General features: G+C 69.8%; 20 protein-coding genes. 5 read left to right on the forward strand and 15 right to left on the reverse strand.

What is annotated here, in order from left to right:
* The first annotated feature begins 147 nt into the window (after positions 1-147).
* On the forward strand, positions 148-1,773 hold the full coding sequence (groL, locus tag ACIBGM_RS28830; protein WP_360530999.1) for a chaperonin GroEL: 1,626 nt from the start codon (positions 148-150) through the stop codon (positions 1,771-1,773).
* Between the two features lie 269 nt (positions 1,774-2,042).
* The gene (locus tag ACIBGM_RS28835) at positions 2,043-4,322 is read left to right on the forward strand and encodes an MMPL family transporter (protein ID WP_360531002.1); all 2,280 of its coding nucleotides are present in this window, start codon (positions 2,043-2,045) and stop codon (positions 4,320-4,322) included.
* A 4-nt stretch (positions 4,323-4,326) separates the two neighbouring features.
* Here the strand turns inward: ACIBGM_RS28835 and ACIBGM_RS28840 are convergent, their stop codons facing one another.
* Entirely contained in the window at positions 4,327-5,268 is a 942-nt protein-coding gene (locus ACIBGM_RS28840) for a glycoside hydrolase family 6 protein (RefSeq protein ID WP_360531005.1), read from the reverse strand.
* Between the two features lie 241 nt (positions 5,269-5,509).
* Between ACIBGM_RS28840 and ACIBGM_RS28845 the strand changes: the two genes are divergently transcribed.
* Together ACIBGM_RS28845 and ACIBGM_RS28850 are read left to right on the forward strand one after the other, a co-directional pair.
* Complete coding sequence (locus ACIBGM_RS28845) at positions 5,510-6,445, forward strand: GNAT family N-acetyltransferase (protein ID WP_360531008.1); 936 nt, start codon at positions 5,510-5,512, stop codon at positions 6,443-6,445.
* A gap of 47 nt (positions 6,446-6,492) precedes the next feature.
* On the forward strand, positions 6,493-6,948 hold the full coding sequence (locus tag ACIBGM_RS28850) for a hypothetical protein (RefSeq protein ID WP_360531011.1): 456 nt from the start codon (positions 6,493-6,495) through the stop codon (positions 6,946-6,948).
* Here the strand turns inward: ACIBGM_RS28850 and ACIBGM_RS28855 are convergent, their stop codons facing one another.
* The 12 genes from ACIBGM_RS28855 to ACIBGM_RS28910 form a co-directional block, all read right to left on the reverse strand.
* Positions 6,949-7,671, reverse strand: a complete 723-nt coding sequence (locus tag ACIBGM_RS28855) for an FHA domain-containing protein (protein ID WP_396387293.1) — start codon at positions 7,669-7,671, stop codon at positions 6,949-6,951.
* Positions 7,668-8,945 carry a VWA domain-containing protein gene (locus ACIBGM_RS28860; RefSeq protein ID WP_360531018.1) on the reverse strand — a complete coding sequence of 426 codons (1,278 nt, stop codon included), beginning with the start codon at positions 8,943-8,945 and terminating at the stop codon, positions 7,668-7,670. Before ACIBGM_RS28860 ends, ACIBGM_RS28855 begins: the two co-directional genes overlap by 4 nt.
* A gap of 19 nt (positions 8,946-8,964) precedes the next feature.
* Entirely contained in the window at positions 8,965-10,005 is a 1,041-nt protein-coding gene (locus ACIBGM_RS28865) for a PP2C family serine/threonine-protein phosphatase (protein ID WP_360531021.1), read from the reverse strand.
* Complete coding sequence (locus ACIBGM_RS28870) at positions 10,002-12,395, reverse strand: tetratricopeptide repeat protein (protein WP_396387294.1); 2,394 nt, start codon at positions 12,393-12,395, stop codon at positions 10,002-10,004. Before ACIBGM_RS28870 ends, ACIBGM_RS28865 begins: the two co-directional genes overlap by 4 nt.
* A complete protein-coding gene (locus ACIBGM_RS28875) occupies positions 12,392-13,516 on the reverse strand; it encodes a hypothetical protein (RefSeq protein WP_360531027.1) in 1,125 nt (374 codons plus the stop codon). The genes ACIBGM_RS28870 and ACIBGM_RS28875 overlap by 4 nt, the downstream gene beginning before the upstream one ends.
* Positions 13,513-14,487: a glutamate ABC transporter substrate-binding protein gene (locus tag ACIBGM_RS28880; RefSeq protein WP_360531030.1), complete on the reverse strand. Its 975-nt coding sequence runs from the start codon at positions 14,485-14,487 to the stop codon at positions 13,513-13,515. Before ACIBGM_RS28880 ends, ACIBGM_RS28875 begins: the two co-directional genes overlap by 4 nt.
* Positions 14,484-15,806, reverse strand: coding sequence for a hypothetical protein (locus tag ACIBGM_RS28885; RefSeq protein WP_360531033.1), 1,323 nt, complete (start codon positions 15,804-15,806; stop codon positions 14,484-14,486). Before ACIBGM_RS28885 ends, ACIBGM_RS28880 begins: the two co-directional genes overlap by 4 nt.
* Entirely contained in the window at positions 15,803-17,173 is a 1,371-nt protein-coding gene (locus ACIBGM_RS28890; RefSeq protein WP_360531036.1) for an AAA family ATPase, read from the reverse strand. Before ACIBGM_RS28890 ends, ACIBGM_RS28885 begins: the two co-directional genes overlap by 4 nt.
* Positions 17,170-17,721, reverse strand: a complete 552-nt coding sequence (locus ACIBGM_RS28895; RefSeq protein WP_360531040.1) for a hypothetical protein — start codon at positions 17,719-17,721, stop codon at positions 17,170-17,172. The genes ACIBGM_RS28890 and ACIBGM_RS28895 overlap by 4 nt, the downstream gene beginning before the upstream one ends.
* Positions 17,722-17,751: 30 nt before the next feature.
* Complete coding sequence (locus ACIBGM_RS28900) at positions 17,752-19,026, reverse strand: toxic anion resistance protein (RefSeq protein WP_360531043.1); 1,275 nt, start codon at positions 19,024-19,026, stop codon at positions 17,752-17,754.
* A gap of 110 nt (positions 19,027-19,136) precedes the next feature.
* Positions 19,137-19,592, reverse strand: coding sequence for a dihydrofolate reductase (locus ACIBGM_RS28905; RefSeq protein WP_360531046.1), 456 nt, complete (start codon positions 19,590-19,592; stop codon positions 19,137-19,139).
* 76 nt (positions 19,593-19,668) lie between these two features.
* Positions 19,669-20,460 carry a thymidylate synthase gene (locus tag ACIBGM_RS28910; RefSeq protein WP_360531049.1) on the reverse strand — a complete coding sequence of 264 codons (792 nt, stop codon included), beginning with the start codon at positions 20,458-20,460 and terminating at the stop codon, positions 19,669-19,671.
* Between the two features lie 33 nt (positions 20,461-20,493).
* Between ACIBGM_RS28910 and ACIBGM_RS28915 the strand changes: the two genes are divergently transcribed.
* On the forward strand, positions 20,494-21,144 hold the full coding sequence (locus ACIBGM_RS28915) for a peptidyl-tRNA hydrolase (RefSeq protein WP_360531052.1): 651 nt from the start codon (positions 20,494-20,496) through the stop codon (positions 21,142-21,144).
* On the opposite strand, the gene ACIBGM_RS28920 is transcribed toward ACIBGM_RS28915, so the two are convergent.
* The gene (locus tag ACIBGM_RS28920) at positions 21,123-21,713 is read right to left on the reverse strand and encodes a dihydrofolate reductase family protein (RefSeq protein WP_360531055.1); all 591 of its coding nucleotides are present in this window, start codon (positions 21,711-21,713) and stop codon (positions 21,123-21,125) included. The two genes, ACIBGM_RS28915 and ACIBGM_RS28920, sit on opposite strands and share 22 nt — an antisense overlap.
* Positions 21,698-22,321: a dihydrofolate reductase family protein gene (locus ACIBGM_RS28925; RefSeq protein WP_360531058.1), complete on the reverse strand. Its 624-nt coding sequence runs from the start codon at positions 22,319-22,321 to the stop codon at positions 21,698-21,700. The genes ACIBGM_RS28920 and ACIBGM_RS28925 overlap by 16 nt, the downstream gene beginning before the upstream one ends.
* Position 22,322: the final 1 nt, after the last annotated feature.

Below are 22,322 nucleotides of genomic sequence, written 5' to 3' on the forward strand. Positions count from 1 at the left end.
AGACTCGTGCTCGCGGTGTGTGACAGAAGACGGCCTCGATGAGGTGCCGGAGCGTGGCGGGACGTGACCGCCGCGGTGTGGCGCCGTCCGTCGCGGGCATCCCGGCCGGCTGAACACAAAGACTCGACGCGGGAGGACTCGCGGAGAATGCCCAAGCTGATTTCTTTCAATGAAGAGGCGCGCCGCGGCCTCGAGCGGGGGATGAACACCCTCGCCGATGCGGTCAAGGTGACGCTCGGCCCGAAGGGCCGCAACGTCGTCCTGGAGAAGAAGTGGGGCGCCCCCACGATCACCAACGACGGTGTCTCCATCGCCAAGGAGATCGAGCTCGAGGACCCGTACGAGAAGATCGGGGCCGAGCTCGTCAAGGAAGTTGCGAAGAAGACCGACGACGTCGCGGGTGACGGCACCACCACCGCCACCGTGCTGGCCCAGGCGCTCGTCCGCGAGGGTCTGCGCAACGTTGCCGCCGGCGCCAACCCGATGGGCCTGAAGAAGGGCATCGAGAAGGCCACCGAGGCGGTCAGCGAGCAGCTGCTGTCGCTGGCCAAGGACGTCGAGACCCGGGAACAGATCGCCTCCACGGCCTCGATCTCCGCCGCCGACAACCAGGTCGGCCAGATCATCGCCGAGGCGATGGACAAGGTCGGCAAGGAAGGCGTCATCACCGTCGAGGAGAGCAACACCTTCGGCCTCGAGCTCGAGCTCACCGAGGGTATGCGCTTCGACAAGGGCTACATCTCGCCGTACTTCGTGACCGACACCGAGCGGATGGAAGCGGTCCTCGACGACCCGTACATCCTGATCGTGAACAGCAAGATCTCCAGCATCAAGGACCTGGTCCCGGTGCTGGAGAAGGTGATGCAGACCGGCAAGCCGCTGGCCATCATCGCCGAGGACATCGAGGGCGAGGCGCTGGCCACCCTGGTCGTCAACAAGATCAAGGGCACCTTCAAGGCCGTCGCCGTCAAGGCGCCGGGCTTCGGTGACCGCCGCAAGGCCATGCTGGTCGACATCGCCGTCCTCACCGGCGGCGAGGTGATCTCCGAGGAGGTCGGCCTCAAGCTCGACTCCGTCGACCTGGAGCTGCTCGGCCAGGCCCGCAAGATCGTCGTCACCAAGGACGAGACGACCATCGTCGAGGGCGAGGGCGACGCGGACCAGATCGCCGGCCGGGTGAACCAGATCCGCGCCGAGATCGAGAAGTCGGACTCCGATTACGACCGCGAGAAGCTACAGGAGCGGCTGGCCAAGCTGGCCGGTGGCGTTGCGGTGATCAAGGTCGGCGCGGCCACCGAGGTCGAGCTGAAGGAGCGCAAGCACCGCATCGAGGACGCCGTTCGCAACGCGAAGGCGGCCGTCGAGGAGGGCATCGTCGCCGGTGGCGGCGTGGCGCTGCTGCAGGCGTCCGTGGCGGCGTTCGAGAAGCTGGAGCTCGAGGGTGACGAGGCGACCGGTGCGCAGATCGTGCGCCACGCGCTGGAGGCACCGCTGAAGCAGATCGCCGTGAACGCCGGCCTCGAGGGCGGCGTCGTGGTGGAGAAGGTCCGCAACCTCGACAACGGTTTCGGCCTGAACGCCGCGACCGGCGAGTACGTCGACCTGCTCGCCGCCGGCATCATCGACCCGGCCAAGGTGACCCGCTCGGCGCTGCAGAACGCGGCGTCCATCGCGGCGCTGTTCCTCACCACCGAGGCCGTCATCGCCGACAAGCCGGAGAAGGCCGCGGCCGCTCCGGGCGGCGCGCCCGACATGGGCGGCATGGACTTCTGACCCCCTGAAATCCCACAGCGCCGGGCTTCTCCCGGGGTTGTGGGTGGGAAAGTCCACAGCGTCGGGCTTCGCCCGGGTTGTGGGAGGGAAAGTCCAGCAGCACAAGCAGTACAAGGCGGTCCCGGGCAGATGCCCGGGACCGCTTTTCTTGTAGTGCTTGACTACTGCGGGTAGCCGAATTCGGCGTGTGGTGACGGGTTGTCAGGTTTGCGGGCTCGGCCGTACTGTCGAATTTGGGTGTCCGGGGGGTGGGCGCCCCGGGGGGTGCTATGCACGCGTTTCTGGAACGTCTCGGGCGGGGGGCCGCTCGCCGGCACTGGATCGTGATCGGGATCTGGCTGGTCATCGTGGCCGGCCTGTTCGTACTCCGGTCCTTCTTCGGCGGCACGTACGTCAACAACTACACAGTGCCCGGCAGCGAGTCCTCGGCCGGCCTCAACGTGCTGAACCGCGACTTCGCCAAACAAGGCGGGTACTCCGGCTCGATCGTCTTCCACTCGCCGTCCGGCAAGGTCTCCGACCAGGCCGCCGCGGTGAAGACCGCGATGACCAACGTCGCCAACCTGCCCGACGTGGTCTCCGCGGACGACCCGCTGGCCGCCCAGCAGGCGGCGTACATCTCCAAGGACGGCACCGCCGTCAACGCCCCGGTCTCGTTCTCCGTCGTACCGGCGTCGCTCGACGCCGACTACCTCGCCACCCTGGACACGGCCGTGAAACCGGCCCGCGACGCCGGCCTCGAGGTCGAGTACGGCGGTGGCGCCGGCCAGATCGGGAAGCAGGCCGACGACCAACTGTCGGAGGCGATCGGGCTCGCGCTGGCGCTGATCCTGCTGTTCCTGATGTTCCGCTCGATCGTCGCCGCCGCGCTGCCCCTGGTGTCCGCGGTCTTCAGCGTGGGTGGCGGCCTCGCGATCCTCGGCCTGCTCGCGGCCGTGAAGGAGTTCCCGGTCTCGGCCCCGACCGTCGCGACCCTGCTCGGCCTCGGAGTCGCGATCGACTACGGCCTCTTCCTGGTCTCGCGCCATCGCGAGCAACTGGACAACGGCATGGAGGTCGAGGAGTCGATCGGCAAGGCCGAGTCCACTTCCGGCGCGGCCATCCTGGTCGCCGGTGGCACGGTCGTCATCGCGATCCTCGGTCTCTACGTCTCCGGCGTACCGTTCGTCGGCGCCCTCGGCCTGTCGTCCGCGATCCTGGTCGCGGTCACCGTGCTGGCCGCCCTGACGTTGATCCCGGCCCTGCTCGGCCTCGCCAAGCTCATGGTGCTGAACCGCGCGGACCGCAAGCACGTCGTCGAGGAGCGTGCCCTCGAGGCCGACCTCGACGCCGCCGCCGTGACCGCGCACCGCGCCGAGGAGCGCGCGATCCGGGACGCCAAGCACGAGCAGAGCGCCTTCGCCCGCTGGGGCCGCCGGGTCAGCGACCGGCCGTGGTCGTACGGAACCATCGCGACCCTGCTGCTCCTGATCCTCACGATCCCGCTGCTCTCGCTCAACCTCGGCCAGCTCGACGCCGGCACCGACCCGCCCGAGGACTCGAGCCGCAAGGCGTACGACCTGATCGCCCAAGGCTTCGGCCCCGGCGCCAACGGCCCGCTGACCGTCGTCGTCTCGCTGCCGAGCCAGGACGCCAGCGCCAACCAGACCCTGCTGACGAACCTCGCCGGTGAGCTGCAGAAGACGCAGGGCGTGGCCGCCGTCCAGCCGCCGTCGACGAACCCCGCCGGTACGACGGCCGCCATCAACGTCGTCCCGACCACGTCACCGTCGTCGGCCGACACCGAGGACCTGGTCAACCGGATTCGCAGCGACGTCCTGCCAGGAGTCGGAGCGACGACGTACGTCGTCGGCACGGTCGCCGGGTACGTCGACTTCACCGAGAAGGTCGCCGGCCGCATGCTGTGGCTGATCGGCGCGGTCGTCCTGCTCGCGCTGATCCTGCTCACCGTGGCGTTCCGGTCGATCGTGATCGGTCTGAAGGCCGCGGTCCTGAACCTGCTGTCGGTCGGAGCCGCGTACGGCGTGATCGTCGCCGTCTTCCAGTGGGGCTGGGGATCCTCGCTGGTCGGGATCGACGAGACGGTGCCGATCCCGTCGTTCGTGCCGATGCTGATGTTCGCGATCGTGTTCGGCCTGTCGATGGACTACGAGGTGTTCCTGCTGTCCCGGGTGCACGAGGCCTGGGTGGCGACCAAGGACAGCCACCGCGCGGTCGCGATCGGGATCGGCGCGACCGCCCGGGTGATCACCACCGCGGCCGCGATCATGATCGTGGTCTTCCTGAGCTTCGTCCTCGACGACGACCCGACCGTGAAGATGCTCGCCGTCGGCATGGCCGTGGCCGTGCTGATCGACGCCAGCGTGGTCCGGATGGTGCTCGTCCCGTCGGTGATGACGCTGCTCGGCGACAAGGCCTGGTGGCTGCCGCGCTGGATGGACCGCATCATCCCCGACATCCAGCTCGAAGGAGCCCCGGAGGAGCCCGCCCCCGAGCCCCCGAGCGAGATGCCCCCGCGCGAGACCACCTCCGTCCCGCCGGCACCGTGAGACCTCACGTCCCGGAGATCAGGCGCTTGGCCAGGGTGGCTGAGAAGGTGCCGGCTGGGATGCCCTTGCCGATTCCGCAGTCGCCGTCGGAGTCGCCGGGGACCTTGAGCCAGAGCAGCAGGTCCGCGCCGCCGCCGACCTGGGACGGGGCGCCGAGCTTGCGGCCGGCCGGGTTGCACCACTCGCCGTTCGAGCCGTTGCCGTTGCGGCTGGTGTCGACGACGAACTGGCTGCCGCCGCCGAGTGCGTTCCTGATCGCGGTGCCCTTCGTCACCGACTGCTCGGTCGTGAAGTAGTTCGACACGTTCAGCGCGAAACCGCGGATCTTGCCGACGTCGACCAGCCGGAGCCGGCGGGCCATCTCACCGGCCTCGATCCAGTTCGTGTTTCCGCCGTCCATGTAGGCCCACGTGTTCGGGTTCTTGCTGGCGATCTGGTTGACGGTGTACTTCAGCAGGTCGATCCGGACCTGCCGCTGGTCCTCCGGCATGCAGTCGAGCTGGGCCAGCGCGTCCGGCTCGATCACGACGACGGCCGGCCGGTTGCCGATCCCGTCGGCGAACTTGGCGATCCAGTCCCGGTACGCCGCCGGCGACCCGGCGCCACCGCCGGAGTGGCCACCGCAGTCGCGGCCCGGGATGTTGTACGCGACCAGGATCGGCAGCTTGTCGGCCCGGTCCGCAGCGGTGGTGTACGACGTCACCGCCGCCTTGATGTCACCGCTCCAGTTGCCGAACCAGCGCCCGCCGGCCTTGCTGGCGATCTTGTCCCGGATCTCGGTCTCGTTCGGGTGCTGCTTGACGTAGACGGCCGGGTTGGAGCTCGGGTCGACGTAGAAACCGTTGGTGAGCTGCACCGGGTTGCCGGCTGCCGGCCCGGGAACGAGCTGGCCGCCGAGGGTGAGCGATCCGGCGGTGAGCAGGGCGACCGTAGGCAAGAGAGCCATCGCGGGTACGTCCTTCCGTCAAGGAGTGACTACTCAACGTGTCCACAACACTACCCTGCGGGCTCAGCTGTGAATAACGGCTGGACTATGACCCCGGCCAGCACCTAGTGTCTGCGGCGGCGAGAAGGATTCCCTCAGTGGAAGGAGCGACCGATGAACACACCGACTTGTTTCCCGGCGCGCCTGATCCGCTCGCACAGCTCGCACTGAGCGGACGATTGCGCCTCCTGCTGGAGGATTCGTGAACATCCGCACCACCGTCGAGGCCGACCTCGACACCATCCTTGCTCTGATCGAGCAGCAGTCCGTCAACACCGTCACGCTCGAGCGCTACCGCGAGTACATCGAGGCCGGCTACTACCGGCACGACTGGACCTGGGCCGTCGAGGACGACGGCAAGATCCAGGCCCTCGCGATCTGGTGGGGCGTACCCGACGAGGACCACCCGTTCAGCATCGACGGCCTGTACTACGCCGGCGCCGGCGACCCGGTCCCGGTCTGGACGGCCCTGATCGAGCACACAGTGAAGGCGCGCCCGGCCGACGCCGAGCCGCCGGAGTACCACTTCTTCCTGGACAGCGACTGGCAGGACCATCCGGACGTGGTCGCCGCGCTCGAGTCGCGCAGCCGGGCCGCCGCGGCCGCGGGGCTGACCGAGATCACGGACCGCCTGCGGTACGAGTGGAAACCGTCGTACGGACTGCCGGAACGATCCACCCGGCTGCGGTTCGAGCAGGCCGACGACGAGGCGTTCGTGGACGTTTTCGCCCGGGTCGCCGAAGGCAGCCTGGACGCGGCCACCGCGCGGGAGATCGCCCGGCTCGGCGCCGAGGGCGCCGCTCGCCAAGAGCTCGAGATCTACAAGTCGATGCCGAACAGCGACAGGTCCTGGTGGCGGCTCGGGTATGACACCGACGGGAAGCTGATCGGGTTTGCGATCCCGTCGGCCAACGCGGGCGGAGCGACGGTCGGGTACCTCGGTGTGCTGCCCGAGCATCGCGGTCACCGGTACATCGACGACCTGCTGGCCGAGATCTCCCACGTGCACGCGGAACTCGGCGCGGAGCGGGTCACCGCGGACACCGATTTCGGCAACGTGCCGATGGCGAAGAGCTTCGAACGCCAGGGATACCGGAACTTCGCGGTCCGCCGGGTGCTGTCCTTCCCGGAGAGCTGATCCGAGCCCTATGCTCCCTGACATGTCAGGGGGCATAGGGGATCGCGATGCGTGACATCGCGCTGATCCTGCACGTTGCGGCGGGCATCCTGGCGGTGCTGCTGGGCCCGTTCGCGATCGTCCGCACGCTGCGCCGCCGCGGCCTGAACTGGGCCGGCGAGCTCTACCACTGGGCGATCGCGCTGGTCTGCCTGACCGCGCTCGTGATGGTCCCGTACGACTGGGGCGGGCTGTGGTTCTTCTGGCCGATCTCGCTCGCGACGTACCTGTTCGTCTACTTCGGCCAGCGGGCCGCGGAGGCGCCCGGCGGCCTCTGGTACCGCGGCGTCCTGCGCGGGTACGGCGGCGGCTGGATCGCCTTGTGGACAGCGATCCTGGTGGTCAGCGCACCCCGGCAGCCGTGGTCCTGGGTGATCCCGATCGTCGTCGGCTCCGCGATCATCGAGTGGTACTGCTTCAAGCCGATGCCGGGCTGGACCAGGGAGGTCCAGCCCGAGCAGTGATCAGGCTTGGCCGGCCTTCTCCTCCGGCGTGGCCTTGCGTACGACGAGGCGCGTCCAGGCGCCGACGTAGACGCGGTCGTCCGGGTTCAGCTCACGGCGCTGGCCGGGGACGATCGGGTCCTCGGGCAGCGGTCCGGCGGCCGGGGCGACGTACGTGCCGTTGGACGACTGCAGGTCCTCGACCCACCAGCGGGTGCCGTCGGTGCTGAGCTGGGCCTGGCGGCGGCTGACGCCGGTGTCGTCGCCGCAGTCGATCTCCGGGTGGATGTTCCGGCTCCGGGACGGGCGTCCGATCAGCACGCTCTTCTCGGTCAGCGGGATCACCACCGGCAGGCCCGGCGACGGACACGGGTCGTCACTCTGCTGTAGGGCGTACCAGTCTGGGTCGACCCAGCGTTCGACCACCCAGTCGGCGGTCCCGAGCGGCGCCGGCGGGACCGGGGGCGGTGTGCCCAGGTCCAGGGACGACGCCGGGCGCGGCATCGTGCCGGTGGTGAAGTCGTAGCCGCAGCTCTCGCAGAACAAGGCGTCCGCGGCAGCCGACTCCGAGCAGTTCGGGCAGGTCTGCGTCGCCGGCGCGGCCGGGCCGGCCGGAGCCGCGACGGCCGGTGCCGGGACCGAGGCCGCGGCCGGGGTGGCCGCGGCGCCGATCGGCAGGCCGCAGACGTCGCAGTAGTCGGTCGAGACGGACGGGTGCCCGCTCGGACAGCTGACTGTCGTCATTTCTTCACCCGGGTGGTCTTGGTGGAGGCCGTGTCGAGGGCCATCTCGTCGGCCTTCTCGACGGTCCGCTTCAGCCGCACCGTACCCGCTTCCTGGTCATCGATGTCGACGACCTTGCGCAGCCGCGTGGTCGCCTCCTCGTTGCCGGTCTGGGCGGCCAGCTGGACCGCGCGACCGAGCTTCGTGGTCGCGGTCGCGGTGTCACCCGCGGCCTTCGCGGCCAGGCCTTCCTGGATCGCCTCGGCCAGCTCGGTCTGCCCGGTGTAGTGCGCGACCTCCGGGCTGATCCGGGTGGTCAGCCCCTCGTCCGCGGACCACAGCGCCTTGACCAGGCCCTGCGCGACCACGTCGTCGCCGATCGCCAGCTGCACGCGGGCGGCGAGCTGCTCCTGCCCGATCGCCTTGGCCGCAAGGCGGATCGCGACGTGGTAGTCGCGCGACTCGTCACCCCACGAGCCGGTCGGGTACGAGCCGGTCAGCGGGTTGAGCGCCGTACGGCGAGAGGTCAGGTCCTCGACCGTGGGAGCGACCTGGCGGACGAACAGGACCTCGGCGCCCTGCGGCGCCCAGACCCGCAGGTCGGCCTGGGCGACACCGCGGCTCATCGCGTTCTGGATCAGCTTGGAGAACTCGGCGGCCAGCTGGTCCGGGGCCGGGATGATGTCGACGGTGCCGAGCAGTGCCTGCGCGATCCGCCGGACCTCGTCGACCTGCCAGGCGACGCCGACGCCGCGGCAGTCGCACTGGAACTCGCCGGTGACGGCCTGGATCGTCTGGGTCAGCACCTCGGGCGACTCGTGCTGGTTCTCGCCGTCGGTGAGCAGGATGGCGTGCTTCTGGGTCAGCGACGGCACGGTCTTGAACACCCGCGACGCCAGCCGCAGCCAGGTGCCCATCGCGGTCCCGCCGTCGGCGTAGAACCGGGACACCGCGTCCTTGGCCTGCTGCCGGGTGAACTGGTCCATCCGCACCATCACCGGCTCCGGCGACGGCGGGAAGGCCAGCTGGGCCCGGTCGTTGCCGGAGATCACCGCGAACCAGACCCCGTCGAGGATCTGGTCGAGCGCGGTCTGCGCGGCGTACGCGGCGGCCCGGACACCGTCGGCGCCCATCGAGCCGGAGGTGTCGACGATGATGATCTCGCCCGCGTCACCGCTGCCGGACTGCCCGGCCGCACCGGCGCCGCTGCAGTCCACCGTGACGATCGCGTGCACGTCGGTTCCGCCGTCGGGCAGGAACTCGTTCTGGTAGACGGAGGCGGTGAAATCAGCCATTGTCGGCGTCCTTTCGAAGCTAGAGCCGCGCCAGGGCGACGGTGATGTTGTCCTGACCGCCCTGGGCGTTGGCCCAGTCGACCAGGGCGGACGCGGTGGCCAAGGGCTCGCCACCGTGCGCCGCAGCGGTCTGACGTACGAGGTCGGCCAGTGGTGCCGCCTCGGAGCAGTAGTTCCAGAGCCCGTCGGAGCAGACCACGATCCACCCCGGCCCGGTGACCTGGACGGTCGTCGTGCGGGGAGTGTGGTCCGGGGCGTCCTTGCCCAACCAGCGGGTGATCGCGTGCGCGTGCGGCCCGGACTCGGCCTCCGCGCGCGGGATGCCGGTCGCGATCAGCTCCGCCGCCCACGAGTCGTCGACGGTCAGCGCGACCGCCTCGGCATCGTCCGGGAACCAGTACGCGCGGCTGTCGCCGACCACACCGGCGACGAGCAGACCGTCCTCCAGCACCGTCGCCACGAACGTGCAGGACGCCGGGTTCGGACTGTCCGGGCTCGTGTTCTCCAGTACGGCGTCATTGGCCGCGTCGGCCGCCGCCTTGAGTCGGGTGGCGATCGCGGCGCTGCGAGACGACTCGGTGCCCATGCCCTGCGCGTGCCCGGCCTGCAGCACCTCGCGAGCCGCCCGGGCAGCCGCCAGGCTGGCGACGTCGGAGTCGAGTGACGAGCTGACGCCGTCGCAGACGACCAGCAGTGCCCTGCTGCCCGGCTCCTCGTCGGCGGCCAGCGCCATGGCGTCCTCGTTGCGAGTGTGCCGGATGCCCCGGTCGCACACCCCGGCCACCCACGCGGTGGGCTGCTCGTCGAAATGGTCGCGTGGCTTCGCCGCCTTGGTGCCGCAGGTCTCGCAGTAGCCGTCCGCACCGACCACGCCGCCACAGGAATGGCAGGGGCTCGCCGGGGCGGTGGTGATCTCCACCGTCGGCTCGGTGTCGGTGTCCAGCGCCGGCGTGCTCGGCGCGGTGGGCTTGAGCTCGGCCCCACAGGCCTCACAGAAGCGGTCGGCCTCGGACACCGGGCCACCGCAGCTGGGGCAGACCGTCTGGGTCGTACTCGTCATCGCAACGTCCATCCTCTGACTTCGTTGGCCAGGTCGACCAGGGCGATTCGTTCCTGCCGGTGCTGCGCATGATCCGCCAGTTGACGATAGGTGGCCTCCAGCCCGTCCCGCAGGGCGGGCTCGGTCGCTTCCCGGCCGTCGATCCGCAGCCCCTGCTGCGGACCGGACTGCTGGACCTCCGTCAGCGCGGTCCGGAACACGGCGGCGGCCAGGTTGGCCCGGTCGACCGGGTCGATGGTCAGCGACTCGATACTGTCCATCGCGTCGGCCAGCGCGGGCAGGCCACGACCCGATCCTGCCAGCAGACCGGCTCGCTGGCGACGAGCCCGGACGTACGCGCCGCTGGTCCGCGGCACCAGGTCGAGCGCCGCGATGGCGCCGTCCAGGTCGTGCCGCTGGGTGCGGATGGCGGCCAGCCCGAACGCGGACGGTGCGATGTAGTTGGCGTCGGTGCGGGCGCAGGTGAGGTAGAGGCCTTCGGCGACGTCGTACTCACCGCTGAGCTCGCAGGAGATCGCCAGCGCGAGCTTGGGCGCGAGCTCCCCGGGCACCTGGCCGTAGACGGCGTTGAAGGCCGACTGGGCCGCGGCGTTGTCCCCACGGGCGAGGGCGACCAGTCCGGCCATCCAGACCGCGCGCCACTCCCACGGGTCCGCGCCGAGCAGGTCGGAGACCGCGGTGTCGACCATGTCGTAGCGGTGCTCGCCCACCTCGAGGGCAGCCTCGGCGATCTCCAGCAGCGTCTGCGCCGAGGACTCCGGCGCGTCGACGAGCAGCTCGAGTCGCTTGGACGAGTCCGGCACGCTGACCGTCTTCAGCCAGCCGGCCATCTTGTCGCTCTCGTCCGGCGCCAGCGACGGCAGCTGCTGCCAAGGAGCGGCCTTGTCGCCCAGTCCGGATGTCTTGTCGCCCGGAGTACCGAACAGCAACGACGACGCGGAGTGCTGCGCCGCCTTCGTGCCCTGCCGGTCGGCGACGACCTCGCGCAGCACACCGAGCAGCTGCACCCGGAACTCGTCGGCCGTCTGGAACCGGTCCGCCGGGTCCTTCGCACACGCCTTGGCGAGCAACCGGTACACCGAGTCGTACTTCTGGAACAGCGGTACGTCGTTCACCGGCGGCAGCGCGTCGACGTACCGGCCCTGGTAGCCGCGGAACTCCATCGCCAGCACGCACAGCGTCCGGCCGAGCGTGTAGATGTCGGAGGCAACCGACGGCCCGACCTCGGCCACCTCGGGAGCCTGGAAGCCGACGGTGCCGTAGATCGCCGAGTCCAGGTCGTCGATCCGCCGGACCCCGCCGAGGTCGATCAGCTTGACCGCGTCGCCGACCTGGATGATGTTGTCCGGCTTGAAGTCGCAGTACACCAGGCCGAGGTCGTGCAGGTAGGAGAAGGCCGGCAGGATCTCCAGGATGTACGCGATCGCCTGGTCGATCGGCAGCGCGTCGTACTGGCCGCCCTTGGCCGCCATCCGCTGCTTGAGCAACGTCTTCAGCGAGGTGCCGCCGACGTACTCCATCACGATGTAGCCGGCGCCCTCGTGGGTGACGAAGTTGTAGATCTCCACGATCAGCGGGTGCTCGACCCGGGCCAGGAACTGCTGCTCCGCGATCGCGGAGGCGACGGCGTCCGGGTCCTCGGAGTTGAGCAGGCCCTTCAGCACCACCCAGCGGTCGGAGACGTTCTTGTCCCGGGCCATGTAGATCCAGCCGAATCCACCGTGCGCCAGGCAGCCGGCCACCTCGTACTGGCCGGCGATGAGGTCACCCGGGTGCAGCTTGGGCGAGAACGAGAACTTGCTCCGGCACTTCGGGCAGAACCCGTCGGTGCGGCCCGGCTGGTCGCCACGGGAGCGGCCGACCGGGTTGCCGCAGCTGGGGCAGTTCCGGCGGTCCTCGGGGACCATCGGGTTGGCCAGGATCGCCTTGCCGGCGTCGATCGCGGGGATCGACGGCACGTGCGTGAGGCCGGCCCCGAGGCGGGCGCCGCGCAGGCGGGTGGACGACGTACCCAGGCGACGCGTCAGCTTCGAGCCGGCCGCGGCCGCGCGGGCCGAGCCGAGTGGTGTCGAGGCGAGCCGGTTGGACGCGCGGGAGACCGTGGACGGGGTGCTGAGCGGCGCCGCGTCACTGATGACAGCCGGAGCGCCGGTGACAGCAGACGGGCTGGCAGTGCCGTCGGGTGCGGGGGAGCCGCAGACGTCGCAGTAGCCGTCCACGAAGGTGCCGCTGCAGCCCGGCTGGTTGCAGGCGCCGGACGCCGCGGCCGTGCTCGGACTAGGGCTCGGACTCGGGCTCGCGGATGCCGCCGGGGAGCCGCAGACGTCGCAATACCCGTCCAGGATCTTCCCTGTGCACCCCGGTTGCGTGCAGGCGGTGGTCGTGGTCATCTGGTCCCTCCAGTGCTGTCCAGGTAGGCCTGGTACGCGGTGACGAGCGCGGCCAGCCGGATCAGGTCGACCGGCTCCGACTCGATCACCGCACGGCCTCGCCGGTACAACTCGGCCAAGTCTTCGTTGCCCTGGGCAATAGTGGACGCCTTCACCTGGTAGGCATCCAGCCGGGCGTCCAGCTCGTCCCGTCGTTGGAGTGCGGCGCCGTACGCCGCCTGCGCCTGTCCCAGCGCCCGCCGGACGGCGTCCAACCGCTTCAGGTACTTCTCCAGCTCGGCCGGCGTGTTCGGCACCGCACCGAGCGCAGTCACATCAGGTACGGCGAGCCGGGGCGCTGGCCTGACGCTGGCAACCGCCTTGTCCGCAAGCGCGCGTAACGCCGTACCCTGCGCCTCCAGCTCACTGCGCAACGACCGGGCGCGCGCGACATCGGCCGCTCGCTCCTTGCGGGTCGCGGCGCCGACGATCAGGTCGCGCTCGGTCCGCGCCGCGTCGATCTCCAGCGGGCCGATCAGGCCGCCGATGTCCGCGCCGCGTTTGTTGCGTTCGGCAAGATCCGTGACCCGGCGGTCGAGGTCGTGGTGCTCGGCGAGCGCCGCGTTGCGGACGTTCGCCGGCTCCTGCTTGACCAGGTCGCTGATCCGCTCGACCTGCGCCCGCAGGTGCCGCAGCCGGGCGGCCAGGTCGGCGTCACCCGGCTCCAGCGCGAGCTTGGCGCGCAGGCTGGACGCCAGCGCATCCGACAGTTTGCATGCCTCAGGCAACGAGACGGCGAGGGACCCGCCGGCGCCACCGGTGTCCAGACCGCCCCAGATCAGGGTCGAGATCCGCTCGGTCTCGGCCTGTCCGACGCGCCCGGAGTCCCAAGTGACCAGGATCAGCTCGTACCGGTCCGACACCGCCTTCCAGACCGCCATACTCAGTACGACGTCCGCGCTCAGCGCATCCGCGTCGGGGGAGTGCAGCGCGGCCTGGTCGAGCTCGTCGAGCTCGGCCTTCCGCCGGTCCCGCCAGGTGCCCAGCGCATCGAGGAACGAAAGCAGCTCCGTCGCCGGAATGCTGCTCCCCATCCTCCCCGGCGGCGCCGGGGCCGAGGCCGTCGGCGTACGAACGGTCATTGCCCCGGGATCCGGCCGTAGACGGACGGCGGCGGTGTGGTCAGGTCGCCGAGGGCATCGCCGAGCCAGTCGTCGTACGACTTCATCCAGGTGCCGTCGGTCTTCATCTGCGCGAGCACCTGGTTCACGAACTGCACGAACTCCGGGTGATTCAGTGACATCCCGAGGCCGTACGGCTCGTCGCTGATCCGCTCCGCGATCACCTTGGCGTACGGGTCCTGGGCGACGTCGCCCGCCAGCACCGTGTCGTCACCGGTGATCGCGTAGGCCTTGCCCGACTGGAAGAGCGCCAGACAACCCGTGTCGGTGTCGGCGGTGACCGGGATCGCCTGCGGGCTGAACTTCTTCAGGTTGTCCAGGCTGGTCGAGCCAGCCGGGGCACAGACCGGCTTGCCGGCCAGGTCCTCGATGCTCTTCGCCTTCGACTCGCGCGGCACGAGCGTCTTCTGGCCGGAGCGGTAGTACTCGGCGGAGAAGGCGATCTGCTGCCAGCGCGAGCAGTTGATCGTCATGTTCCGCGCGACGATGTCGACCTGTTCCTTCTGCAGCACCGGGATCCGCTGCGGGCTGGAGATCACCCGGAGCTCGACCTTGTTCTCGTCGCCGAAGATGGCCTTCGCGACGGCCCGCACCATGTCGATGTCGAATCCCTCGATCTGGCCGCTCAGCGGGTTCCGGGCGCCCAGGTTCAGGCTGTCCGCGGACACACCGGCGATCAGCCGTCCGCGCTGCTGGATCTTCGCCATGTAGGTTCCGGCCGGCATCGCCTTGGGCTGTGGCATCGCGCCTTCGGGCGCGTACGACGCGACCGGGTTGCCGCAGGTGGGCTGCGTGGCAGGCGGTGCCGCCGAGGTGGCGGACGGCTGCGGCTTCGGCGGGATCTCGGTCGCGGCGTAGTCACCGGAGCTGCAGGCGGTGGCGGCGAGCAGGATCGCGAGCGCGGCCGCGACCGGGACGACCAGTTTCCTCATCGGTACTCCTCCAGTCGCTGCGACATCCCCCAGGCGACCAGCAGCGCGGCCGCGATCCCGATCGGTATGCCCAGCCAGCCGATCGGCGGCAGGGCGTCACGGGCGCCGGTCAGCTCGGTGCGCACTGCTTCACTCGACGTCTTCAACTCACCGGCGGTGCTCTTGTCGAACGCAGTGAACGTGCCGACGGAGTTGGTGCCGGAAGCCTTGCCGATGGCCAGGTCGACCGCCTGGTCCCAGTTGCCGTCCGTGTCGAGCTTGCGGACCTCTCCGTGCACCTTCTGGTAGGCGCCCCATTGCCCCTCGAGGGCCGAGCCGGGAATGTTGTACAGCTGGTCGAGCACCACGGCCGCCGCGTCCTGGTAGGCCTTCTCGTAGGCGTCGCCGGAGCCGCGTGCGATCAGGGTGAGGCTCTCGTTGGAGCGGGCGTCGTACGCGGCGATCCTGGCCCGGGACAGCGCCAGTGTCTGGTCGTAGGCGTCCGTACGGGTGTCGGACGCGTCACTCGAAGCGTTGGCGAGCGCGAGTCCGCCGACGATCGTGGTCAGCAGGACGAGCACGCCGCCGGCCGCGATCGGGACGTTGATGTAGCGGTGCGTACGGCGGGCCAGCCAGCGCAGCGTGATCCCGAAGACCACGAGCGCGAGCAGGCCGCTGACGAGCAGCCAGATGTTGCCGTACCCGATTCCGTCGAACTCGGCGTCGACCCGCTCCTCGTTGGCCTGCACCAGCGCCTTCACCAACGGCAGCGAGTCGTTCTGCAGTACGGCGTTCGCGTCCCTGAGGTACTGCGATCCGATCGGCAGCCCCTGGCGGTTGTTCGCCCGGGCCTGCTCGATCAGGCCGTTGTACGTCACCAAGGTCTGGTTGAGCGCACCGAGTGCATCCTGGTCCGCGGGCTGCGCGGTCGCGGCCTCGGCGATCAGCCGGGCCGCCTCGGCCAGCGAGTCGACGAAGTGCTGGCGCTGGTCCGGCGGCTCCAGACCGCCCACCAGGAAGGCGTTCGTGGCGTCGGCGTTCGCGCTGACCAGGTTGGTGTGGATCGCCTGGATCCGGACCAGCTGGGCGGCGTTGGCCTCGGCGCGCTCGAGCGCGCCCTCGGACTGCCGGAAGCCCTGCGCGGCGGCCAGGCCGAAGACGACGCTCATCACCGCGGTCAGGATCAGGAACGCACGCATCCGGCCCGGCGTGCCCTCGAACCAGGCCGCGATCGGGCCGCGGGCGGTGGGCTGCTGCGCGCCCTGCTGGGGCGGCGGCGCGGCCGGTTGCTGGGCCGGCGGCGACCACGCCGCCGGCGGCGCACTCTGGGTCTGGGTCACGCCTGTTCTCCTTGCTCGACCTGCTCAGGTTCTGCCGCTGACTTCGGCTCGGCCGAGCCGTCGGGCTCATCGGTCGGCTCGGGCTCGTCGGTCAGGTCTTCGGCGAGGATCTGACGCAGCTGGTCCTTGGTGGGTGCCGTGACGTCGCGCAGCCGCCAGGCGTGCCGGCCGATCGCGGCCTCCAGCACGTTCCGGGCGAACCGGCCGTTGCCGAACGACCGGCCCCGCGGCGTCGCGGCGAGGATCTCGCGGAACTTCGCCAGCGCGTCCGGAACCAGCTCGTAGTCGGCGCCCTCGGCGAGCCCGGTGAGAATGTCGGTCAGCTCGTCGTCGCTGTAGTCGTCGAACCCGATCGTGGTCCGGAACCGGCTGGCCAGCCCCGGGTTCGCCGCGATGAAGGCCGCCATCGGCTCGGGGTAGCCGGCCACGATCACGACCAGGTCGTCGCGCCGGTCCTCCATCTCCTTGACCAGCGTGTCGACCGCCTCCCGGCCGTACTGGTCGGCGCCGAGCTCACCCGCGGTCAGGCTGTACGCCTCGTCGATGAACAACACCCCGCCGGCCGCGGAGGCGACCACGTCAGCGGTCTTCGTCGCGGTCTGGCCGAGGTAACCAGCGACCAGCTCGGAACGGTCGACCTCGATCAGCTGCCCCTTCGAGAGCAGCCCGAGCGCCTTGTAGATCCCGCTCACCAGCCGCGCGACGGTCGTCTTGCCGGTGCCTGGATTCCCCACGAACACCAGGTGCCGGGTGATCGTCGGACTCTTCAGCCCGGCCTCGGTCCGCAGCTTCTCCACCCGCAGTACGGCGACCTGCCGGTGCACCTCCCGCTTCACGGAGGTCAACCCGGTCAGCTCGTCCAACTCCGCGAGCAGTTCGTCCACCGTCTTCGCCGGCGGCTCCTCCACAGGCTCCGCCTCGACTGCAGCCTTCGGCTGGGGTTCCGCGGCGACCTGAAGCGGCTTAGCTCCTGCAGCCTGCAACTGCGCCGCCGCAGCTACTGATGCATTACCTACGACCCGCATGGTCGGCTCACCGAGCGTGCACGCCGCCGACGCCACCTCCGCGAGCGCCTGTGCGTAGGCAACCTTCTCCGCCGAGCCCTGCGCGATCAGCTCCACCAACGTCGCCGTCGGCGCACCACGCCACCGGCGTCCGCGCACGGCTGCATCGAAGAAGTCCTGCGTGGTCGCGCCAGGAGTCGCCTTCGCCCAGTCCGCCGGTGCACCGGTTGCGGACTCGGCCAGCGCGGCCGCCAGCGACAACGCCTCGGCGCGAGCCTTGTCCTCCGGCACCCCTGCACGAGCAGCCACAGCCAGCAGGTCCGTGACCGCTTGCTGCAGAGACTTGCCCCCCTCGCCGCTCATGCTCCTCCTCGTCCAGGTGGTGGATCCAGTGGTCCTGCCGTCGGGCCGAGGGCCAGGCCCCCGCCGGTCGATCCGGTGCCGAACTTCTCCTGCAGGAACCGGCCGTGCGCGATCAGCGCCGCCGCGTCGGCCCGGTTCACCGCGTCGAACACCTTGTCCATCGTCGAGCCCAAGAGGTCCAACTGGTCGATCAGGATCATCAGCGACGTCTTGCCCTTGTCCACCGGCCGGGTGTCCGCCCACTGCCGCGGCAGTCGCAGGTAGCCGCCGATCGCCTCCGGCAGGTAGTCGGTCGCGGTCGCCATCACCGAGTACGCCTGCGCGCTGCCGCCCAGGTTCCCCAGCCGCGGGATCGTCTCCCGCACCGTCCGGACCACCCGCGCCACGCGCGACGCGACCACCGCCGGTACGGCGCCCTCGGCAACCAACTGCTCGACGCGGGTCAGCGAGGCGAGCAGGTCGTCGGTGGTCGGCGGACGGGGGACAGGCGCGGGCTCGGGCTCCGCCTTGCGGCCGGTCAGCCGCGCAATGAAGTCACCGAGCGCCATTCAGTCCCGTCCCCGAGCCCATGTTCCGTGTCAGCGACCGAGGTCGAGGTCGAGGCTGCCGTGCACGACGCGCTGGTCCTGCTGCGCGACCCGGTCCAGGTACGCGCGGGACTTGGTCACCTCGGACTCCAGCGTCCCGATGGTCGCGGCCATGTTGTCCAGCGCCTCCACCTTGAACGTGTCGATCGCGTCCATGGTCGCGTAGATGTTCGCGAACGCGGCCTGCAACTGCGGCAGCCCGATCGTCGCCGACGCGGCCTGCTGCTGGATCGCCACCGAGTTGTCCCGCATCATCTGCGAGGTCCGCTCGATCATCCCGCTGGTGGTGGTGTTCAGCGCGCTGATCTGGTCCAGCACCAGCTTCTGGTTGCTCAGCGCCTGCGCCACGATGACCGCCGTCCGCAGCGCCGAGACCGTGGTCGTGGACGCGCGGTCGACACCCTTGATCAGCTCGATGTTGTTCTTGATCACGATGTCGATGGCCAGGTAGTTCTGGATCGACACTGCCAGCTGGGTGAGCAGGTCCTGGTGCTTCTGCCGGACATAGAACAGCACGTCCTCGCGGAACGCCTTCGCCTTGTCCGGGTTGGTCGCCTCCAGCTCGGCGATGGCCGCCGACAACCGGGCGTCCAGCCGCTCGGCGACGTACACGTACTGGTTCAGCCGGGTCATCGCGTCCCAGAGCTGCTGCTTCTCCAGGTTCAGCGCGGCGTTGTCCTTGCCGAGCTCGTCCTGGCCGTTGCGCAGCGCGTGCAGGATGCCCTCGAGGTGGCTCTGCGCGCTCTGGTACTTGCGGAAGTAGTCCTCGATCTTGTCCCCGAACGGGATCACCCCGAGCAGCTTCTTGACCCCGGTGGCTTCCTTCGGGTCCAGGTCCTCGACCGTACGGCGCAGCTCGAGCAGCGTCTTGCCGACGGTCGAACCCTCGGACAGGCCGCCTTCCTGCAGCGCCCGGACCGGTGACTTGAGCAGCCGGTTCGAGCTGTCCGCGGCGGCGCGGATGTCGACGTCGCCCATGCTGCGGACGTCACTGGCCTTGGCGGCGAACTCCGGCGACCGCGGCTCGGCCGTCATCAGAGCGGCCAGGAAGGTGTCCACCTTCGAGTCCAGCCCGGGCAGCGCGGCCGGGTCGACCGCCGGCGCCATACTCGGCGCGGCCGTCGCGGCTACCGGCTGTGACGGCGGTGGCGCGGTCAGTATCAGGCCCGGCGCGGTGGCCGTCGGTGGCTGCAGCGGTTGAGCAGCGGCAGCGGGCGCCGGAGCAGCAGCCCCTGGCGTACCTGCAGTGTTGTCGGCTTCAGTCATCGTCGATCCCCTCCACGTGGTGCCCCCGGCCAGTGCACTGTCACCTCCGTGACGCGCACACAATCTACGCGGTTCCGGGGTTCCAGCGCTGCCCCGTTGCCTACTCGTTGTTAGCGGCGCCGGTAGCTGACGAAAGTGAAGCCTTCGTGGGGCTCCCGGGCGGTCTCGAGCCAGGCGTCGGGGTCGAGGGTGGGGAAGGTGACGTCGCCGGTGGGGGACTGGGCGACCTCGGTGAGCTCGAGGCGGTCGGCGTACGGGAGGGCCTGGCGGTAGATCTCACCACCACCGGCGACATAGAGGTCACCGTCGTACTTGAGCGCCTCTTCGAGGGTGTGGACGATGTCGACGCCCTCAGCGGTCCAGTCGAGCTGACGGGTGACGACGACGGTACGGCGGCCCGGCAGCGGGCGGCCGATCGAGTCGTACGTCTTGCGGCCCATCACCAGCGTGTGGCCGAGCGTCAACGCCTTGAAGTGCTGCAGGTCCGCACGGATCCGCCACGGCAGGTCGTTGTCCCGCCCGATCACGCCGTTGGCGCCGACCGCGGCGATCAGGATGAAGCTCATCCACGTCCTCGCTTCGCTCCGGGCGTGGATGAGGCACGACGCGGACTGTGCTTGATGATGCCCTCGCTTCGCTCGGTCATACCGCGATGGGCGCCTTGATCCCGGGGTGCGGGTCGTAGCCGACCAGCTCGACGTCGGCGATCTCGTAGCCGTCGATCGCGTCCCGCTGGTTCAGCTTCAGGGTCGGCAGCGGCCGGGGCTCGCGGGTGAGCTGCAGCCGGGCCTGGTCCAGATGGTTCAGGTACAGGTGCGCGTCGCCGAGGGTGTGGACGAAGTCGCCGGCCTCGAGCCCGGTCTGCTGCGCCACCATGTGGGTCAGCAGCGCGTACGACGCGATGTTGAACGGGACCCCGAGGAAGATGTCCGCGGACCGCTGGTACAGCTGGCAGGACAGCCGCCCGTCGGCGACGTAGAACTGGAACATCGTGTGGCACGGCGGCAGCGCCATGTCGTCCACGTCCGCCACGTTCCAGGCGTTCACGATGTGCCGGCGGGAGTCGGGGTTGTTCTTGATCGACTCGATCACGCCCGCGATCTGGTCCACGTGCCGGCCGTCCGGGGTCGGCCAGGACCGCCACTGGTAGCCGTAGACCGGGCCGAGCTCGCCGTCGGCGTCGGCCCACTCGTCCCAGATCGAGATGTTGTTCTCGTGCAGCCACTTGATGTTGGTCGAGCCGCTGAGGAACCAGATCAGCTCCCCGATCACCGACCGCAGGTGCAGCTTCTTCGTCGTCACCGCGGGAAAGCCCGCGCGGAGGTCGTAACGCGACTGGTACCCGAAGACACTCAGGGTGCCCGTCCCGGTCCGGTCGCCCTTCTCGACCCCGTTGTCCAGCACGTGCCGAAGAAGATCCAGGTACTGCTGCATGCCGCCAACTTACCGCCCTGGCAGACTCGCGGCGTGGAACAGGTGCTCACTCTCGTGGTGCGAGTCGAGAAGAATGCGCGGCCGGGGCAGACGGATGCGCTGGAGACGGCGGCGCGGGCGGTGCTGGCGATTCTTGCCGACGAGCGGTCGGTCGGCGAGGGGGAGTGGGCCGAGGCGATGCATGCCTGGCAGGACGACCGGATCCGGAAGGTCGTACGGCGGGCGCGCGGGGCGGAATGGCGTCGTGCCGAGGCGCTGCCGGGGATCACGATGCACGGGTCGGGCGCGGAGGTCCGGGTGTTCCCGCCGGTGCCGCTGGACGACGTACCGAAGGATCTCGCGAAGCTGCAGGTGACGGGCACCGACTTCGAGGACCCGGAGGAGTTGCCGGCGGTCGAGCCGGGATTGCCGGTGCTGTGGATCAACCCGGGGCTGGAGATGTCCAGCGGGAAGGCTGCGGCCCAGTGCGGCCACGCGGCGCACCTGGCCTGGTGGGCGCTGTCAGCCAGGGGAAGGAAGGAGTGGGTGGCGGCGGACTTCGCGTTGGCGGTGCGCACCGCCACCCCTGAGCACTGGCAGGAACTCTCGAGGAGCGGACTCCCCGTGGTCCAGGACGCCGGCTTCACCGAGGTGGCGCCGGGCTCGCGGACCGTCATCGCGGATCACCCTTTGCTGACGCGGTAGTGCAGGTGGGTGACCCTGTCGCCCTCGACGACCTTCGGGTTGTCCAGCAGGACGTGCTCGCCGACGTAGTCGCCGAAGAACTTCACGCCGCTGCCGAACACCACCGGGGCGATGTTGTAGGCGATCTCGTCGACCAGCCCGGCCGCCAGCGCCTGGCCGGTCAGGTTGCCGCCGGTCAGCGCGACGTTGCCGTCCCCGGCGATCTCCTTGGCCTTCGCGATCGCGTCCTCGATCCCGCTGACGAACGTGTACGGCGCGTCCGGGAACGGCCAGTCGGTGGGCGCTTCGTGGGTGACGACGACAACGTGGTCGCCGACCGCGGGGACGCCGTTCCAGCCGTTGGTGATGTCGAACAGCCTGCGCCCGATCACGCAGACCCGGGTGTTCGGCCAGATCGTGTTGAGGTAGTCGGCGCTCGCCTGGCTGACGTGGAACGCACGCCCGGGGTCGGTGCCGTAGATCTCGACGGGGCCGTTGTAGTACCAGTCGAACAGTGCGCCGACCCCGTCCTCGGGATCCGCGACGAAACCGTCGAGGGAGACGACGGCGGAGGCTATGACGTTGCCCATGACACGTTCTCCTTCTTGACTCGGTAGGTGAGATGCTGCGCGGCCGGCGTGGAGACCATCTCGATCAGGTCCAGCGAGTACGTCGGCGCCGCGTCGGCCGGGAACAACCGGGTCCCGGCACCCAGTACGACGGGTGCGATGTGCAACCGCAGTACGTCGGCCAGTCCGGCGGCCAGCGCCTGGTGGCAGATCTGCCCGCCACCCATCACGTAGACGTCCTTGTCGCCGGCGGCCTCCCGGGCCTGGGCGACGGCGTCCTCGACGGAACCGACGAAGCGGAACCGTTCGCCCAGCCGGGTCTTCTCCGGCGCCGAGTGGGTGACCACGAAGATCGGCGGATTCACCTCGCCGGTCGGCTTGGCGCCGTACCCCATCTCGTCGTTCCAGCCGTGCGGACCGTCGATGATGTCGAACAGGTTCCGGCCCTGGATGACCGAACCGGTGGCCGCGAAGGCTTCGTCTAGTACGTTGCGGTCCTCGGCGGTGCCGTTGAAGACCCACTCGTGCAGCGCCTCGCCGCCGTCGCCGAGCCCGTTGTCGAGGCTGACGTTCGGCCCGGTGACGTAACCGTCCAGGGACACCGAGATGTCGACGACGACCTGGCTCATG

Origin of the sequence: Kribbella sp. NPDC050470 (assembly GCF_044458365.1) — a bacterium.
In the GTDB taxonomy this organism is placed as follows: Bacteria; Actinomycetota; Actinomycetes; order Propionibacteriales; family Kribbellaceae; genus Kribbella.

Coding starts and splice junctions, on each gene's coding strand:
- groL (WP_360530999.1), top strand. CDS start 148: ATGCCCAAGCTGATTTCTTTCAATGAAGAGGCGCGCCGCGGCCTCGAG.
- ACIBGM_RS28835 (WP_360531002.1), top strand. CDS start 2,043: ATGCACGCGTTTCTGGAACGTCTCGGGCGGGGGGCCGCTCGCCGGCAC.
- ACIBGM_RS28840 (WP_360531005.1), bottom strand. CDS start 5,268: ATGGCTCTCTTGCCTACGGTCGCCCTGCTCACCGCCGGATCGCTCACC.
- ACIBGM_RS28850 (WP_360531011.1), top strand. CDS start 6,493: ATGCGTGACATCGCGCTGATCCTGCACGTTGCGGCGGGCATCCTGGCG.
- ACIBGM_RS28855 (WP_396387293.1), bottom strand. CDS start 7,671: ATGACGACAGTCAGCTGTCCGAGCGGGCACCCGTCCGTCTCGACCGAC.
- ACIBGM_RS28860 (WP_360531018.1), bottom strand. CDS start 8,945: ATGGCTGATTTCACCGCCTCCGTCTACCAGAACGAGTTCCTGCCCGAC.
- ACIBGM_RS28865 (WP_360531021.1), bottom strand. CDS start 10,005: ATGACGAGTACGACCCAGACGGTCTGCCCCAGCTGCGGTGGCCCGGTG.
- ACIBGM_RS28870 (WP_396387294.1), bottom strand. CDS start 12,395: ATGACCACGACCACCGCCTGCACGCAACCGGGGTGCACAGGGAAGATC.
- ACIBGM_RS28875 (WP_360531027.1), bottom strand. CDS start 13,516: ATGACCGTTCGTACGCCGACGGCCTCGGCCCCGGCGCCGCCGGGGAGG.
- ACIBGM_RS28880 (WP_360531030.1), bottom strand. CDS start 14,487: ATGAGGAAACTGGTCGTCCCGGTCGCGGCCGCGCTCGCGATCCTGCTC.
- ACIBGM_RS28890 (WP_360531036.1), bottom strand. CDS start 17,173: ATGAGCGGCGAGGGGGGCAAGTCTCTGCAGCAAGCGGTCACGGACCTG.
- ACIBGM_RS28895 (WP_360531040.1), bottom strand. CDS start 17,721: ATGGCGCTCGGTGACTTCATTGCGCGGCTGACCGGCCGCAAGGCGGAG.
- ACIBGM_RS28900 (WP_360531043.1), bottom strand. CDS start 19,026: ATGACTGAAGCCGACAACACTGCAGGTACGCCAGGGGCTGCTGCTCCG.
- ACIBGM_RS28905 (WP_360531046.1), bottom strand. CDS start 19,592: ATGAGCTTCATCCTGATCGCCGCGGTCGGCGCCAACGGCGTGATCGGG.
- ACIBGM_RS28910 (WP_360531049.1), bottom strand. CDS start 20,460: ATGCAGCAGTACCTGGATCTTCTTCGGCACGTGCTGGACAACGGGGTC.
- ACIBGM_RS28920 (WP_360531055.1), bottom strand. CDS start 21,713: ATGGGCAACGTCATAGCCTCCGCCGTCGTCTCCCTCGACGGTTTCGTC.
- ACIBGM_RS28925 (WP_360531058.1), bottom strand. CDS start 22,321: ATGAGCCAGGTCGTCGTCGACATCTCGGTGTCCCTGGACGGTTACGTC.